Origin of the sequence: Pseudomonas crudilactis, from assembly GCF_013433315.1 — a bacterium.
Lineage (GTDB): Bacteria > Pseudomonadota > Gammaproteobacteria > Pseudomonadales > Pseudomonadaceae > Aquipseudomonas > Aquipseudomonas crudilactis.
Window position 1 is genome coordinate 16,958 of record NZ_WXVV01000021.1, and the last position, 15,222, is coordinate 32,179.

General features: G+C 59.5%; 18 protein-coding genes. 4 read left to right on the forward strand and 14 right to left on the reverse strand.

The window, feature by feature from the left end; translation table 11 throughout:
• Nucleotides 1-2: 2 nt before the first annotated feature.
• Complete coding sequence (locus GTU76_RS21510; RefSeq protein WP_180699539.1) at nucleotides 3-626, reverse strand: glutathione S-transferase family protein; 624 nt, start codon at nucleotides 624-626, stop codon at nucleotides 3-5.
• 99 nt (nucleotides 627-725) lie between these two features.
• A complete protein-coding gene (locus tag GTU76_RS21515; RefSeq protein WP_150795484.1) occupies nucleotides 726-2,141 on the reverse strand; it encodes a purine-cytosine permease family protein in 1,416 nt (471 codons plus the stop codon).
• Nucleotides 2,142-2,400: 259 nt separating this feature from the next.
• Here GTU76_RS21515 and GTU76_RS21520 point away from each other — a divergent pair, with 259 nt between their 5' ends.
• Nucleotides 2,401-3,312: a LysR family transcriptional regulator gene (locus GTU76_RS21520; RefSeq protein ID WP_175554602.1), complete on the forward strand. Its 912-nt coding sequence runs from the start codon at nucleotides 2,401-2,403 to the stop codon at nucleotides 3,310-3,312.
• A gap of 18 nt (nucleotides 3,313-3,330) precedes the next feature.
• Here the strand turns inward: GTU76_RS21520 and argE are convergent, their stop codons facing one another.
• The 10 genes from argE to GTU76_RS21570 all read right to left on the reverse strand — a co-directional run bounded on the left by argE (nucleotide 3,331) and on the right by GTU76_RS21570 (nucleotide 11,883).
• Complete coding sequence (argE, locus tag GTU76_RS21525) at nucleotides 3,331-4,479, reverse strand: acetylornithine deacetylase (RefSeq protein ID WP_180699540.1); 1,149 nt, start codon at nucleotides 4,477-4,479, stop codon at nucleotides 3,331-3,333.
• Nucleotides 4,476-5,153, reverse strand: coding sequence for a DUF1028 domain-containing protein (locus tag GTU76_RS21530; RefSeq protein WP_180699541.1), 678 nt, complete (start codon nucleotides 5,151-5,153; stop codon nucleotides 4,476-4,478). The genes argE and GTU76_RS21530 overlap by 4 nt, the downstream gene beginning before the upstream one ends.
• A gap of 119 nt (nucleotides 5,154-5,272) precedes the next feature.
• Complete coding sequence (locus GTU76_RS21535) at nucleotides 5,273-5,689, reverse strand: RidA family protein (protein ID WP_008086115.1); 417 nt, start codon at nucleotides 5,687-5,689, stop codon at nucleotides 5,273-5,275.
• A gap of 57 nt (nucleotides 5,690-5,746) precedes the next feature.
• Nucleotides 5,747-7,066 carry a flavin-containing monooxygenase gene (locus GTU76_RS21540; protein WP_180699542.1) on the reverse strand — a complete coding sequence of 440 codons (1,320 nt, stop codon included), beginning with the start codon at nucleotides 7,064-7,066 and terminating at the stop codon, nucleotides 5,747-5,749.
• A gap of 206 nt (nucleotides 7,067-7,272) precedes the next feature.
• Entirely contained in the window at nucleotides 7,273-7,539 is a 267-nt protein-coding gene (locus GTU76_RS21545; protein ID WP_180699543.1) for a FecR/PupR family sigma factor regulator, read from the reverse strand.
• 58 nt (nucleotides 7,540-7,597) lie between these two features.
• A complete protein-coding gene (locus GTU76_RS21550; RefSeq protein WP_180699544.1) occupies nucleotides 7,598-8,968 on the reverse strand; it encodes an ATP-binding protein in 1,371 nt (456 codons plus the stop codon).
• Nucleotides 8,944-9,609 (reverse strand): response regulator, encoded by a 666-nt coding sequence (locus GTU76_RS21555; protein ID WP_016987062.1) that lies wholly within the window; start codon nucleotides 9,607-9,609, stop codon nucleotides 8,944-8,946. The genes GTU76_RS21550 and GTU76_RS21555 overlap by 25 nt, the downstream gene beginning before the upstream one ends.
• Before the next feature lie 96 nt (nucleotides 9,610-9,705).
• Nucleotides 9,706-10,143, reverse strand: coding sequence for a hypothetical protein (locus GTU76_RS21560; protein ID WP_016987063.1), 438 nt, complete (start codon nucleotides 10,141-10,143; stop codon nucleotides 9,706-9,708).
• 27 nt (nucleotides 10,144-10,170) lie between these two features.
• A complete protein-coding gene (locus GTU76_RS21565; RefSeq protein WP_016987064.1) occupies nucleotides 10,171-10,935 on the reverse strand; it encodes a COG4705 family protein in 765 nt (254 codons plus the stop codon).
• Nucleotides 10,936-11,064: 129 nt separating this feature from the next.
• The gene (locus GTU76_RS21570; RefSeq protein WP_016987065.1) at nucleotides 11,065-11,883 is read right to left on the reverse strand and encodes an alpha/beta fold hydrolase; all 819 of its coding nucleotides are present in this window, start codon (nucleotides 11,881-11,883) and stop codon (nucleotides 11,065-11,067) included.
• 180 nt (nucleotides 11,884-12,063) lie between these two features.
• Here GTU76_RS21570 and GTU76_RS21575 point away from each other — a divergent pair, with 180 nt between their 5' ends.
• The 3 genes from GTU76_RS21575 to GTU76_RS30610 all read left to right on the forward strand — a co-directional run bounded on the left by GTU76_RS21575 (nucleotide 12,064) and on the right by GTU76_RS30610 (nucleotide 13,395).
• Nucleotides 12,064-12,513, forward strand: coding sequence for a winged helix-turn-helix transcriptional regulator (locus GTU76_RS21575; protein ID WP_016987066.1), 450 nt, complete (start codon nucleotides 12,064-12,066; stop codon nucleotides 12,511-12,513).
• Nucleotides 12,514-12,737: 224 nt separating this feature from the next.
• Nucleotides 12,738-13,262 (forward strand): hypothetical protein, encoded by a 525-nt coding sequence (locus GTU76_RS21580; RefSeq protein WP_016987067.1) that lies wholly within the window; start codon nucleotides 12,738-12,740, stop codon nucleotides 13,260-13,262.
• A complete protein-coding gene (locus GTU76_RS30610; protein WP_157786342.1) occupies nucleotides 13,231-13,395 on the forward strand; it encodes an Imm74 family immunity protein in 165 nt (54 codons plus the stop codon). Before GTU76_RS21580 ends, GTU76_RS30610 begins: the two co-directional genes overlap by 32 nt.
• A 116-nt stretch (nucleotides 13,396-13,511) precedes the next feature.
• On the opposite strand, the gene GTU76_RS21590 is transcribed toward GTU76_RS30610, so the two are convergent.
• A complete protein-coding gene (locus GTU76_RS21590) occupies nucleotides 13,512-14,555 on the reverse strand; it encodes an LLM class flavin-dependent oxidoreductase (protein WP_016987068.1) in 1,044 nt (347 codons plus the stop codon).
• A 147-nt stretch (nucleotides 14,556-14,702) separates the two neighbouring features.
• Nucleotides 14,703-15,188: a flavin reductase family protein gene (locus GTU76_RS21595; protein WP_180699545.1), complete on the reverse strand. Its 486-nt coding sequence runs from the start codon at nucleotides 15,186-15,188 to the stop codon at nucleotides 14,703-14,705.
• Between the last annotated feature and the right edge of the window lie 34 nt (nucleotides 15,189-15,222).

A 15,222-nucleotide genomic window follows, 5' to 3' on the forward strand; every position in this document is an offset into this window, starting at 1 on the left:
GATCACGGCGTACCGTTTCGACCGTGCAGCACGTAGCCGGGACGCAGGCTCAGACGCTCGTAATAAGCCTTTACCGCGGCAAAATCCGGGTGAGCCAATGGTGTTTCGAACCAGCGGTTCACCGACAGCCCGATGGGAATATCCGCCAGGGAAAACGTCTCGCCACTGACGTAAGCGCCGGTCTTTTCCAATTGCCGGTCGAGGATGGCCATGTTTCGCGCCCAGTCGCGGCAACCGGCTGACAATGCGGCGCTGTCCTGATGTTCCGGCGATTGGCGCACCAGCGATAGAAACGCGTACGACCACGAGCGATTCAGCTCCGATGCCTGCCAGTCGATCCACTGATCAACCCGCGCCCGGGTTTGCGCGTCAGTCGGATAAAGGTGCAAACCGTCATAACGCGACACCAGATAACGAATGATCGTGTTCGATTCCCACAACGTGAAATCACCGTCCTGAATCACCGGCACCATGGCACAGGGATTGAGCGCGAGAAACTCCGAATCGTTGGTCGATCTAAACCCCGATCCCCAGTCTTCACGCTCGAAAGGAATGTGCAATTCAGCGCAAGTCCACAGCACTTTGCGCACGTTGATCGATGAGGCTTTACCGAGTATTCGCAGCATTGGATGTCCCTTACCCAATCGTCGTCAGGCGTAAACAAATACCACACCGCAACGGAGAAGGCCCGCACAGTGCGGGCCTTCTTTTTCAGCGCATCAATCTTACAGACTGCCCGCCAGTTTGCCGCCCATCATCCGTCGACGGTAAGACGTGTCGCGGTTAGCCAGCCAGAAATACAACGGCGAAGTCACCAACAATCCCACCAGCCACGACAAATCCGCACCGTTGATGTGCGCCGAGACCGGGCCGACGTACAGCGGCGTGTTCATGAACGGGATCTGCACGGCGATGCCGATCGCGTAAGCCAGTAACGCCTGCGGGTTGTAGCGACCGTAGATGCCGCCGTCGACCTGGAAGATCGACTGGATGTCGTACTGGCCTTTGTGGATTGCGTAGAAGTCGATCAGGTTGATCGCGGTCCACGGCACCAACACCACCAGCAGAACCAGCACCATGTCGACGAAGTGGCCGATGAAGTCTTTCGAGGCGCCGACGGCGGCGAAGCAGCAGGCCAGCAAGACGATGATCGAGATCACCGCGCGGCTCTTGGCGGTGGGGATCCAACGGTAGGCGAAGGTCTGCACCAAGGTGATCAGCGACAGCACCGCGCCGTACAGGTTGAGGGCGTTGTGGCTGATTACGCTGAGCAGGAACAGCACCAGCATCAGCGGGCCAATCGAGCCGGTGGCGAGTTTCACCGCGTCCATGGTGTCCATGCCCACCGGGGTTGCCAGCACGGCGACGGCACCGAAGATGAACGCCAGGCTCGAACCCAGCGCCGACCCCAGATACGTCGTCCAGAAGGTCGACGAAACCTTCACGTCGGCCGGCAAGTAACGCGAGTAATCGGACACGTAAGGCGCAAATGCGATCTGCCACAACGCGGCCAGCGACACGGTGGCGAGCCATCCAGAGAGATTGAAGCTGCCACGGGTGAGGAAGTCATCGGTTTGAATATGAGTGAAGATGTAGCCGAAACCGACGACGATGCCGATCCCCAGCACCCAGGTGCCGATGCGGTTGAGCACGTGGATAAAGCGGTAGCCGATGATGCCAATGATTCCCGAACCGACTGCGCCAATGACGATACCGACCGGCACCGGAACGCTGTCGACCACACCGTGCAGCGACTTGCCGGCGAGGACGATATTGGAAGCGAAGAAACCGATGTACATGACGCCGGCAATCAACACCACCAACAGCGCGCCGAGGGAGCCGAACTGCGCGCGACTCTGGATCATTTGCGGAATGCCCATCTGCGGGCCTTGCGCCGAGTGCAGCGCCATCAGCACGCCGCCGACCAGATGGCCGACGAGAATCGCGACGATGCCCCAGAGCAGATTCAAGTGAAACAACTGCACGCCCAGCGCACCGGTAACGATGGGCAACGGCGCGATGTTGCCGCCGAACCAGAGCGTGAACAGATCCCTGACCTTTCCGTGGCGATCTTCGGGGGGCACGTATCCTATCGTGTGTTTTTCAATCAGCGGAGCGGAGGTTGCTGCAGGGGTAGCCATGACGAACTCCAAGGCAAGGATGAGTACGTGGACGTACTTCGGCAAGCGCCGGCACGGGCGGCGCATTTCTTGTTGAAGCGATCATGTGCAAAGCACCGCGAGAGATAAATTAGTAAGTTTGTTGCTACAGACCTTAAAAAAAATATGCTCCGGGTGAGGCGTAGCTCCGGTATGTTCAGGCTTCTCTCTTATCTGGATTCACAGCGCTTTGTGCAGGACCTGCCGAAGGCTGCGATCGTTTGATTTTCTGGAGATTCCCATGGCCGCCTACAACCTGCGCCAGCTCAAATACTTCGTCACCACCGCTGACTGCGGCAGCGTCGCCGAAGCGTCGCGCAAGCTCTACATCGCGCAGCCGTCGGTCTCCACGGCGATCAAGCACCTGGAAGAAAGTTTCGGCGTGCAACTGTTCATCCGGCATCACGCCCAGGGTGTATCGCTGACGCCCAGCGGCTCGCGCTTCTACCGCAAGGCGCTGGAGCTGTTACGCGTTGCCCACGAATTCGAGCAGAACGCTCTGGCCGACAACGACGTGGTGGCCGGACAAATCGATATCGGCTGTTTTGAAACTGTCGCGCCGCTGTACCTGCCGCGCCTGATCGCCGGTTTCAAGGAACGCTGGCCGGGGGTGGAAATCCGCATCCGCGACGGTGAGCAGCAAGAGCTGGTGCAGGCGCTGACGGCCGGCAGCATCGACTTGGCGATGCTGTTCGAGCACGATCTCGATAGCACGATTGAAACCACGGCGCTGATGCCCGCGCAGCAGCCTTACGCCTTGCTCCCGGCCGATCACCGCTTTGCGCAACAGGCGAAAGTCTCGCTGCATGATCTGGTACTGGAGCCCATGATTCTGCTCGACGTGGTGCCGAGCCGAACCTACTTCGTGAGCATTTTCGAGGAGCGCGGGTTGACCCCGCACATTGTGTTCAGCTCCCCATCAATCGAGATGGTGCGCGGCATGGTCGGGCGTGGTTTCGGCTTTTCGATTCTGGTCACCAAACCGTTCAGCGACTACACCTACGACGGCCAGAAAGTCGTCTGCGTGCCGCTGGCGGAAACCGTGACCGGGTCGGGATTGTCGGCAGCCTGGCTGCGGCGGGTGCAACTGACCAAACCGGTGCAGTTGTTTGTCGACCATTGCCGTGAAGAGTTGGCCCGACTGTACGCTTGAGAGCAGTCGAGCCACGGTTCACTTGCTGATGAATGTCAGCACCCGTTGGAGCATTTCATCGCAAGCCTTCAGTTGATCGAGGCTGACAAACTCATCGGGTTTGTGTCCCTGATCCATGCTGCCGGGCCCGCAGACCACGGTCGGGATACCCGCCGCATCAAACAGTCCGCCTTCCGTGCCGAACGCCACCGTGGCGAAATCCGTTGAACCGCAGAACGCCGCAATCAGCTCGGCGGCCTGGCTCTGCGCATCGGTGACCAACCCCGGATAGGCTGATAATTCGCTGAAGCGGATCTCGCTTTGCGCACTGACCGCACGCATGCGCGGCAGCACTTCGCGTTCGGCGTAGGCTTTCAGTGCTTGGGCGACGAGGCCCGGATCCTGCGAGGGCAGGGCGCGGATTTCGAAATCGAAACGACAGTCGGCAGGCACGATGTTCAACGCCTTGCCGCCGCTGATCACTCCGGTTTGCACGGTGCTGTAAGGCGGGTCGAAGCGCTTGTCATGATGCTCTGGCGCTTTCAGTTGCTGCCCGAGTCGGCCCAGCTCACCAATCAGTTCTGCGGCGTATTCGATGGCATTGACGCCCAGTGGCGCGTAAGCCGAATGGCACGGATGGCCATGCACATCGCAACGCATCGCCAGTTTGCCTTTGTGGCCGAGTACCGGTTTCAGTTCGGTCGGTTCGCCGATGATGCACAGCAGCGGTTTGACTGGACGCTGCTGCAAGACCTCGAGCAGCGAACGCACGCCGAGGCAGCCGACCTCTTCGTCGTAAGACAGGGCAATGTGCACCGGCAGGCGCAACGACGCCTGCACCAGCGCCGGCACCAACGCCAGCACGCAGGCAATATAACCTTTCATGTCCGCCGTACCGCGGCCGAACAGTTTGCCGTCGCGCTCGGTCAGTGCGAACGGCGGCAGCGTCCACGGCTGGCCATCGACCGGCACTACATCGGTGTGCCCGGACAGCACAATGCCCGGTTGATCCACCGGGCCGATCGTGGCGAACAGGTTGGCTTTGCTGCGCTCGTCGTTGTAGATCAGAGCGCAGGGCACGTCGAAACTTGCGAGGTAATCGCGGACGAATTCGATCAGTTGCAAGTTGGATTCACGGCTGGTGGTATCGAAACCCACCAGCGCCTTGAGCAACTCGACGCTGTTCATCGGTCATCACCGGCCACGCCATAACCGGGAGCTTTGGCGGGGTCGAGGGCGCGATCGATGTAATCCTGCAACTGGGGTTGATACGCATCCCAGAGCTTTTGCAACTGGCTGATCGGGTCTTCATCGGCCCAGTCGACACGCAGGTTGACGATCGGCCAGGTCTGTTCACCGACCACCACGACAGCGGCTGAATGCACGGGACCAGCTTCGCCACCGAGGGCTTGTGCGGCGTGCAGGGCTTTGAGCAGGCGATCAGCGAGTTGACCTTCGCCGTCTTCAAAGGCGCTGACCATGGCGTCGATCACCGAACGCCCGGCGAGCATGTTGCCGGCGGCAACGCACTGTTCGCCGGTGACAGCGTTGTGCACGCCGAGGGTTTGCGCACCGCTGAAATGCGCGGTCTGGCCGAGGTGGTTGATCGCGGTGATCTGCCGGTACTGGCTGTAACCGTTGCGCGTGAGGACTTTGTCCAGCGCATCGTCCGGCGCCAGTCCTTGTTCCATTAACGCAAGGACTTCCGGGCCGAGGGACGGCAGGGTGATGTTCTGGCTCGACACCGCGCCAACGCCAGGCAGCAGCCACGGGCAGCGCGCACCGACGGCGATGCTGGAGGAACTGATGGCGACACCGAACTGGCCGGTTTCGGCGCAGCGGGCTGCGATTGAAAAGGTCATCTATTGAACTCCTTGTGTGTCTGGGCTGGCCTCTTCGCGAGCAGGCTCGCTCCCACACTGAAATACATTTCCCTGTGGGAGCGAGCCTGCTCGCGAAGGCCGCGACTCGGTGTGATGCCTTACTCAGGAATCACCGCAATCACATCAATCTCCATCAACCACTGCGGCTGCCCCAGCGCTGACACCACCAGTCCAGTGGAGATCGGGAACACGCCTTTAAGCCACTTGCCGACTTCGCCATACACCGCTTCGCGATAACGCGGGTCGATCAGGTACGTGGTGGTCTTGACGATGTGGCTCATGTCGCTGCCGGCTTCTTCGAGCAGTTGCTTGACGTTGCGCATGGCCTGTTCGGCCTGCGCGCGCGGATCACCCAGACCGACCAGATTGCCGTCGAAATCCGTGCCGACCTGTCCACGGACATATACGGTGTTACCGGCGCGCACGGCCTGGCACAAATCGTTGTCCAGCGTCTGGTTCGGGTAGGTGTCTTTGGTGTTGAACATGCGGATGCGCGTGTGGGTTGGCTTGCTCATGTGCAGCTCCTGAAAGAAGGTTGCCCCGGCGCAATCGGCGCCGGAGCGAAAAGGACATCAAGCGTCGACGGTGTCGGCGGCTTTGCTGTGGATGTTCTGGTGCAACTCGGCTTCACGCTGCTCGGCATCGCGATAGTCCAGGTACTTGCGCTGGGTGGCGATGTGATCGGCGACGTGTTTGGCGTCGTGCCACACGCCCCAGATAAATGACGAGCCCCGGCGCGACTGCCACGGCAGACCGAGGAAGTACACCCCCGGCTCACTCGACACGCCGCGCTGATGCACAGGCTTGCCCATGTCATCGAACGCCGCGACCTGCAGCCACGAGTAATCCACGGCGAACCCGGTGGCCCAGATGATCGACGTGACACCAGCCCTGGCCAGATCCAGATCGGCCAGCGGATTTTTCACGCACTCAGGGTCCGGATAGGTTTCGCGTGCCTCAGGTTCTTCCGGCAGGTCCAGACCGTTGCGCTCGATGTAGGCATCGGCGGCATCGAGCAACGCCAGGTAATTTTCGTCGCCGCGAGTGAGGTTGCCGACCAGGTCCTGCTTGAAGGTCACCACGCCGTTATTGAACGACTCGGTGACGCCGACCAGGGTCATGCCGCGATGGGCCAGACCACGGAAATCGATGGTGCGCCCGCCATGGGCGCCGCTGACTGCGATGGTCACGTGCTCGCGCCCCGGCTTCATCGCCGCTTGGTCCCACTCGCCGAGCACGCCCAGCCACCAGCAAAAATCGCGGTTGCGATAGGCGCGCGGTGGGCGGTCATGGGCGCCAACGGAGAGGTAAACCTGCTTGCCGGAACGCTGCAGCTCATCGGCAATCTGCACGCCGGAAGAACCGGCACCGACCACCAGCACTGCGCCTGCCGGCAGTTGCTGTGGGTTGCGGTAGTCAGCGGAATGGATCTGTAACAGACGTTCGTCTGCGGGGGCAATCGCCGGGATCACCGGTTTCTGAAACGGCCCAGTGGCGGCAACCACACGATTGGCTTCGATCACGCCTTCGGAGGTCTCGACGGTGAAACCCGGGCGGCCGACATTGCGTACCACACGTTTCACTTCAACGCCGGTGCGGATCGGCGCATTGAATTTCTTTGCATAGGCTTCGAAGTAATCCGCCACACGCTCTTTCGGGGCGAAACCGTCGGGATCGACGTCATCGAATTCCAGGCCGGGAAAGCGGTCGTGCCAGGCCGGGCCGTTGGCAACCAGCGAGTCCCAGCGTCCGGTGCGCCAGCGTTCGGCAATGCGATTGCGCTCCAGCACGAGGTGCGGCACGCCGAGTTTGCTCAGGTGCTCGCTCATGGCCACGCCAGCCTGGCCGGCACCCACTATGAGTGTGTCTGTTATTGTTATTTCAGTGGTCATCTCTACATCCTTCCTAGCAAGGCAGTTGGATTCGGGCGCTGATGGCGTGTCCGTTTGGCTTGCGGTCAGACTAGGGAGGAGGGTGATTTCGGTAAAATATTATTAAGCTGGGATGTGAAGATAAAATTCTGATGCAGAGGGGCGAAAGCCTTTGAATACGGTGGGTTGAACGCTATGAAGGGGAGTCGAAGGGGCAAAACCTGCCCCTACATTTCGCGACTGCCTTTGTGCATCGATGCATCACCGGTCAGGAGCTTTTTCGCCGTCCCGGGTTCTTCCGGCAATTGTCCGCCAAGATCCCAGATTTCAAGCATCTTTGCGTACTCGAAAGCGTGGCGTGGATCGAGCTGAATCCAGTCCTGAAATTGCTGGCGATCATCAGGCGGGCAATGATCGTCGTGCAAGCGCATGCACCAATCGGCGGCTTGGGTAAGGATGTCTTCGTCCATTTCGTCAGGGGCGGAAGAGGTCATGAGCGGGTTCCTGATTAGTCGAATAACGCACCCTACGAAGCGAATTGGGAAAAAAATGTCAAAACGACGTGATGGTTTTCGAGGCGCATTTGAAGTGGACCGTTACGCACAGCCCGCGCTGGTTGCTTTCATCGGTAAAACTCAAACGAATTTCAGCGCCAGTGCGCTCGGCTATCGCCCTGACGATGGACAGACCCAGCCCGGAGCCGGATTGTTCGGTGCCCAGACTGCGATAAAACGGATCGAACACACGCTGTTGTTCTTCGGCGCTGATACCTGGTCCGGAGTCCTTGATCTGCACGACCGCAGCCTCTGCGGTGCACGTCACCGACAAATCGATCTGGCCGCCCTCAGGGGTATAGCGGATTGCATTGTCGAGCAGATTGCGGATCAGCATCGTCAGGTCCATGTCATTGATCAAGACCTGCACGTCTTCAACACTTTCTACGCCGATGTCGATGTTTTTGCGTTCGGCCAACGGCATTGAGTCTTCAAGCACTCGGCGAAACACTGCATGCACCGACATGCGTGTCTGTGGCCGCTCCAGGCTCGACTGCGCTGCCGCCAATGCCAGCAGTTGATCGATCAGTTGGCGGCTGCGTTCAATGCCCTGAGTCAGTGGCAGCAAGCGCTCGCGAGCCGCTGTCGGCATGTCGCTGGTCGCCAGTCGCTCGGCCTGCAACGACAACGCGGTCATCGGAGAACGCAGTTCGTGCGCGGCGTCAGCGACGAAGCGGCGTTGGCTTTCCATCGACGTCGCGACCCGTCCCAGCAAGCGGTTGATGGCTACCACGAAAGGGCGGATTTCGCTGGGCAGATGTTGTTCGTCGATAGGGTGCAGCGCTTGCTGGTCACGCTGGTCGATCTCATCGGAGAGGGCGGCGATCGGTCGGAATAGCTTGCGCACCAGATCGCCCACGACCAATAGCAATACGGCAAACAGAATCAAAAACGGCAACAGACTACGCCACGCGCTTTCCCGCGCCTCGCGGTTACGAATGCCGGTTTCCTGAGCAACGACAATGCGCTCGCCACGGGCGGTGGTTCTGACCATCGCGCGGAAATCTTCACCGGCAATGTTCACGGTCGACAAGCCATCGGCAAGGGTGGCGGGAAAGGGCAGCGGAATGGCGTTGTCGTCGTTGCCGTGCGCCAGGCGACCGTCGGCAAGGTACTGGATGATGACGCGTGATTCCTCATCGTCACCCGCCAACGGCTCGGCAGCGGGATAGCGCAGGGTCATCTGCTGGCGGTCAAACAGTATGGCCACCTGCTGCAAGTGTGCGTCCTGCATTTCGTGGGCTTCGTCAAGCGCGGAAAAAAACGCAAATACCCCGGCCAGCACCGCAACAATCAGGATGGCAACGGACAGCGTCACCGACAATCGCAGCTGAACCGAATCGTTCAGACGCTTTTTGAAACCATCCATCCCATTCCCCTGACGTTCTTGACCACGTGGTTACCCAGTTTTCGCCGCAATGCATGGATCAGAAACTCCACCGCGTTGCTTTCCACTTCATTGCCCCAGCCATAGATTCGATCCTCCAGTTCGCTGCGCGACAGAATCGCCCCCGGCCGGATCAGCAGGGCTTGCAGCAGGGCAAATTCACGGGCGGAAAGTTGCACCTCGTCCGCCTCGGCGGTGCGCGCTTGTTTGGATAGCAAGTCCAGCGACACCACGCCGTTGTCCAGCACCGACTGCGCGCTGCCGCCCTTGCGCCGTAACACCGCTCGCATGCGCGCGAGCAGTTCGGCCATGGCAAAAGGTTTGAGCAGGAAGTCGTCGGCACCGCCATCCAGTCCGCGCAGGCGGTCATCAAGACCATCGCGGGCGGTGATGATCAACAGCGGCACAGGATTGTTGCACGCGCGAATGCTGTCGAGCACATCGAGGCCATCCTTGCCGGGCAGGCCGAGGTCGAGCAGCACCATGTCGTAGGCTTGTGTATCCAGCGCCGCGAGGGCGGTGAGGCCGTTTTTCACCCAGTCGGTGGCGTAGCTCGCATCGTCCAGTGCGCCGTGTATCGCATCACCAATCATCGGGTCGTCTTCGACCAGCAATATCCGCATGTCTCGCTCCGCAAAAAAAGGCGCCACGGTCGAGACCGTCGCGCCTGTATTGAAGCACCTGAGCCGGCGTTTGTCCGCCACCCGCTCAGCGCATGGTCATGATTGACCTTTCATCGAATCGAATGCCTTGAGCACGTCGTCGATCGCCGCTTTGCAGTCGCTCTGCTTCGGCGAGCTGGCACGCAGGGCGTCGAGTGCTCGGTCGATGGCTTTGTCTAGCACGTGCCAGTCGCTTGCTGCTCGTGGCTTGATCCCGGCTTCGGCGGAGTCCCAGGCCGATTCCAGATCCTTGATGCGTGCCTTGGCGCCGGGCAGGTCGTTTTTATCGACGAGGGCGGCGACGTCGGCGGCGATGCTGCGGAACTCGCTCAGGTCGCCGAGCTTCGAGCCTGATTGCGTCGGCGCGCTCATTGACGTCGTGGCGGCACCGCCCGCCGGTTTGTCCGCCGGTTTCGAGCAGCCGGCGGCGATGCCCAGCAGAAAGATCGAGGTGACGATGGCAATGTGACGAATGGTATTTTGAAAGGGACGCATGATGATTCCTCGAATAGATATTGAAGGTTACTGAGTAAGGGATTTGCGGGTGCCGACGCTGATTTGTGCGACAGCCACGAGCAGAACGATGACGGTCAGAAAAATCGCACTGGTCCAGGCCGCGCCCATGCCGAGACCGCCGTAGGTTTTCGCTTGGGTCAGCAGATCGCCCAGAGACGCGCCGAACGGACGGGTCAGGATGTAGGCGACCCAGAAGGTCAACACCACATTGGCCCCCATGCGCCAGGCGATCAGGGTGGCGGCAATCAACGCGCCGAAAATCACCGCGCCAAGGGTGAAGCCCAGGCCCAGTGCTTCGGTGGCCAGGTCACCGGCGGCGGTGCCGAGGGCGAACGTGCAGAGCACCGTGGTCCAGTAGAAAAGCTCCCGGCGCGGGGTGTTGATTTCACGGATCGACAGACTGTGTTCGACCCGATACCAGAGCACGAAATTGATCGCCAGCAGCACTGAAAACACCGCGGTGCTGACGTACAGACTGATATCGAGCATGTCAGTCATGATGTCGGTGATCTGCGTGCCGACGATGCTCACCAGCACCACGGTCAGCCAATAGATCCACGGCGTGTAGGTGACTTTGCGCATTTGCAGGAACAGCGCGCCGCCCAGCAGCAACGCCATGCCGAGGCTGGTCGGGCCGGCACCAAAACCGACGTCCACGGCGAGAAAGTCCGCACCGGTTTCACCGACGGTCGTCGACAGAATCTTGATCACCCAGAAGGCCAGGGTGACCTCGGGTACTTTGTTGAGCCATCCGGCTTTCGCGGAATTCATGGGCGGGGGCCTCTCCTGAGCAGCGCTGAAGGTGCGCAGGAGAGACATTAACGAGGGAAACTTAGCTGAGACTGAGGGGAGCACAAAGTCCGTCAAACGGATGTTGACGGACTTTGCTGCGCTGAGTTTTCAGCGCTTGAGGAACGCCAGCAAGTCCTCGTTCAAGGCCTGCGCATGCGTCACCGCAAAGCCATGCGGCGCCCCGGCGTAAACCTTCAGTTCAGCGCCCTTGATCTGCGCCGCCGCCTGTTTGCCGGTGGTTTCGAGCGGCACGATCTGATCACCGTCGCCATGGATCACCAGCGTCGGCACGTCGATCTTGGCCATGTCCGGGCGGAAGTCGGTTTCCGAGAACGCCGTGACGCAATCCACCGTGCCTTTGAGCGAGGCCATCAGGGCGATATTCAGCGTCTGCGTGAGCACGCCGTCAGAGACTTTCTGGCCCTGATTGGTGCCATAGAACGGCGCGGCGAAATCGGCGATGAACTGCGCACGATCCTGCAGCAGGCCGGCCTTGATGCCGTCAAACACTGAACTATCGACGCCCTGCGGGAAGTCGGCTTTCTTGCCGAACAGCGGTGTCACCGCGCCCAACAACACCAGACCGGCAACCCGCTCGCTGCCATGCCGGGCGATGTAGCGGCTGACGTCGCCGCCACCCATGGAGAAGCCCACCAGCGTCACATCGCGCAGGTCCAGGTGATTGATCAGTTGCGCGATGTCATCGGCGAAGGTGTCGTAGTCATAACCGGTCCACGGCTGGTCGGAACGGCCGAAACCACGACGATCGAAGGCAATCGTGCGATAGCCACGGCTGCTCAGGTATTCCATCTGGTATTCCCACATGTCGGCATCCAGCGGCCAGCCGTGACTGAACAGCACAGGTTTGCCGCTGCCCCAATCCTTGTAGTAGATCTCGGTACCGTCTTGCGTGGTGAAAGTGCTCATGGAAACTCCTGCTTCGGGGTTCAGTGCCGAAATGGCGGCATTCACTATCAGCGCAAAGCACTCCGGCTACTTGTATGCAGGTGCTGGTTTTGCGTCGGTCCAGGCGTGAACGTGTCTTGCAGTTGTATGATGCAACTGTGAGCCGCGAGGCCAATCGACGAATGCATGGAGTACTCCTACGTGAAACGCAAAAGTTTGCAGGGCAATGCCTGCCCGGTCGCCCGGACGCTGGACCTGATTGGTGACTGGTGGTCGTTGCTGATCATTCGTGACGCGCTGGACGGGATTCGCCGTTTCAATGATTTTCAGAAGAGTCTGGATATCGCCAAGAACATGCTCAGCGCGCGCCTCAAAGGCCTGGTGGAGCAGGGCATCCTGCAAGCGCTGCCAGCGGCCGATGGCGGCGCGTATAAGGAATACGTGCTGACTGAGCGCGGCAAAGCCTTGCAGACGGTGATCGTCGCGCTGTCGCAGTGGGGCGCTGAATTCATGTACGCGCCGGGTGAGCCGGGCTCGGTGATGGTCGATGCGAAGAACCGTCAACCGATTCGCAAGCTGACTTTAACGGCGGCCGATGGTCGCGTGCTGGCCCCCGAGGACGTCGCTACGCGACTGGGTGTTGAACACTGAAAGGCGGGGCTGCTTGAACTGAGTTAATCGCTGCCGCCAAGTCAATGAAAACGGGCCCTTGCGGCTCCCACACCCGGTGACACTGACCTTATCCGTAACCGCCAGAATCGGCTGCTCGAAGAGCAGCAGGGCTCAAGGAACTGCCCGGAAAGGACGCCAAGCCTGCGCAACCGGTAGCCCCCAACTGTTCCTCAGTCGGTTCTGGATAGCTTGGGATTGAACTGATGAAAATTTATAAAGGTAGTATTTCTAAAAAGTCATTGAACCTGTTTGTATCGGATATTGGTTCCGGGGAGTTTTTTTCGTATGTCGGGAATCTGGTTTCACTGGAGCAAACCATTTCTGTTCTAGGTTTGCTTTCTCCTGATTTTATTGAGCTTGACGGCCACGTTTTCTGGTTGCCTAACGCTGAGCAATACGACCCGCAAAAGTTTCCTTTGAAGGGGCTGGTCGAGACTGAAACGGGTGTGTTGGAAAAAAGTGCATTGCGTAGAGATGTTGAACGATACAGAAATGTTTTTTCAGTAAATCAGTTCTTTTCAAAGTGGGAAGATGCGCCGGACCGACCCGTATTTAAGGTTGGTCTGTCGGAAGAAGACTATCGTCTTTGTCATTTGTTTGCCGAACACCTCACTGGATATTGGAAGCGCGCATTATCAGACTGCTTTCCAGGGAAGGTGTTTCAGTTTGAAATCGCTGACGATCTGCTCGACGAATATGGCGTTTGTCTCACATTCTGGCAGTCGTAGTTGCAGCCTCCAGCAGAACTGGGATGTACCCAATGAAAATCAAGCTTTGACTGAAGAAGAAGTTCAGCGGGTTATTGATGAAGTCGAGGTGGAACTCTCCAGAACGGGACACATGCTTGACGTCGAGAAGTGACTGGGCGGAGCGGACTATCCTGGAAGCGCCTCTGGTAGCTTCTTGCCTGTGGCCAAAGAAAACGCCCCGAACAATTTCGGGGCGTTTTCATTTACCGAACACTGGATGCAGAGTGCTTAGCGAAACGCCGGCACCACATGCTTGATAAACAGCTCCAGCGACTTCTTCTTCTCGTCATGCGGCAAGCTGTTGTCACACCAGAAACTGAACTCATCCACCCCCAGCTCCTGGTAGTACTTGATCCGCGGAATGATCTCTTCCGGCGTACCAATCATCGCGGTCTTGTGCAGACTTTCCAGCTCAAACTCCGGACGCCCGGCAAACTTCTCTTCCGGGCTTGGCGCGAGAAAGCCGTTGACCGGCGTTTCCTTGTTGCCAAACCACGCATCGAAGGTGCGGTAGAAACGCGAGATCGCTTTCGCGCCGACTTTCCAACCGTCCGGGTCATCAGCGGTGTGCACGTGGGTATGGCGCAGCACCATCAATTGCGGACGTGGCACGTCTGGATTGTTGTCCAGCGCGGTCTGGAACTTGTTCTTCAGGTCGAGGACTTCTTCGTCGCCCTTCATCAGCGGCGTAACCATCACGTTGCAGCCGTTGGCCACGGCGAAGTTGTGCGAGTCCGGGTCGCGGGCGGCGATCCACATTGGCGGGTTGGGCTTCTGAATCGGTTTTGGCACGCTGGTGGAGGTGGGGAATTTCCAGATCTCACCGTTGTGGGCGTAGTCGCCTTGCCACAGCGCGCGGACCACCGGAACCATTTCCCGCAGTGCCTGGCCACCGGATGAAGCGGGCATACCGCCGGCCATGCGATCGAATTCAACCTGATAGGCGCCACGGGCCAGGCCGACCTCCATGCGACCGTTGCTGATCACGTCGAGCAGCGCGCATTCACCAGCGACGCGCAACGGGTGCCAGAACGGCGCGATGATGGTGCCAGCGCCGAGGTGGATGGTGGTGGTTTTGGCGGCGAGGTAGGCGAGCAATGGCATCGGGCTGGGCGAGATGGTGTATTCCATGGCGTGGTGTTCGCCAATCCACACGGTGCTGAAACCGCCGGCCTCGGCCATCAGGGTCAGTTCGGTGAGGTCTTCGAACAGTTGGCGGTGGCTGACGCTTTCGTCCCAGCGTTCCATGTGGATGAACAGGGAAAATTTCATGACGCTTCCTCGGGTCTTTTATTGTTGAGGCTACATGTGGGAGCGAGCTTGCTCGCGAAGGCGGTGTAACAGCCGGCATCTGTGGCAACTGACAAGACGCCTTCGCGAGCAAGCTCGCTCCCACAGTTGTTATGCGTTGTTCTTCTATCAGGCCAGGACGGGCAGGGCGCCCATCTTGCCGTGGCAGTACACCAGCGGTCCGGCGATTTGCTCGGGGACGATCAGGTTCTTCACCGCGCCGACCATGATGGCGTGGTCGCCGCCTTCGTATTCGCGCCACAGCTCACATTCGATGATAGCCGTCGCGTTGGCGAGGATCGGGTTACCCAGTTCGCTCAAGGTCCACTCGATGCCTTGCGCCTTGTCTTTGCCTTTGCGGGCGAAGGCGTAGGCTTCGCTTTGCTGGCCGCCGGACAGAACGTGGATGGCAAAGCGCTTGTTCTTGATCAGCACCGGATAGGAGTCGGAACCGTAGTTGGGGCAGAACAGCACCAGCGCCGGGTCCATCGACAGCGAACTGAAGGCGCTGGCGGTCAGGCCGACGATCTGACCGTCATCGTCCAGGGTGGTGATAACGGTTACGCCGGACGGGAACGAGCCCATGACTTGTTTGTAGATGGCGGCATCGATCATTGGTCGGTCCTCAGATGTGGTGCTGTTTTTATGT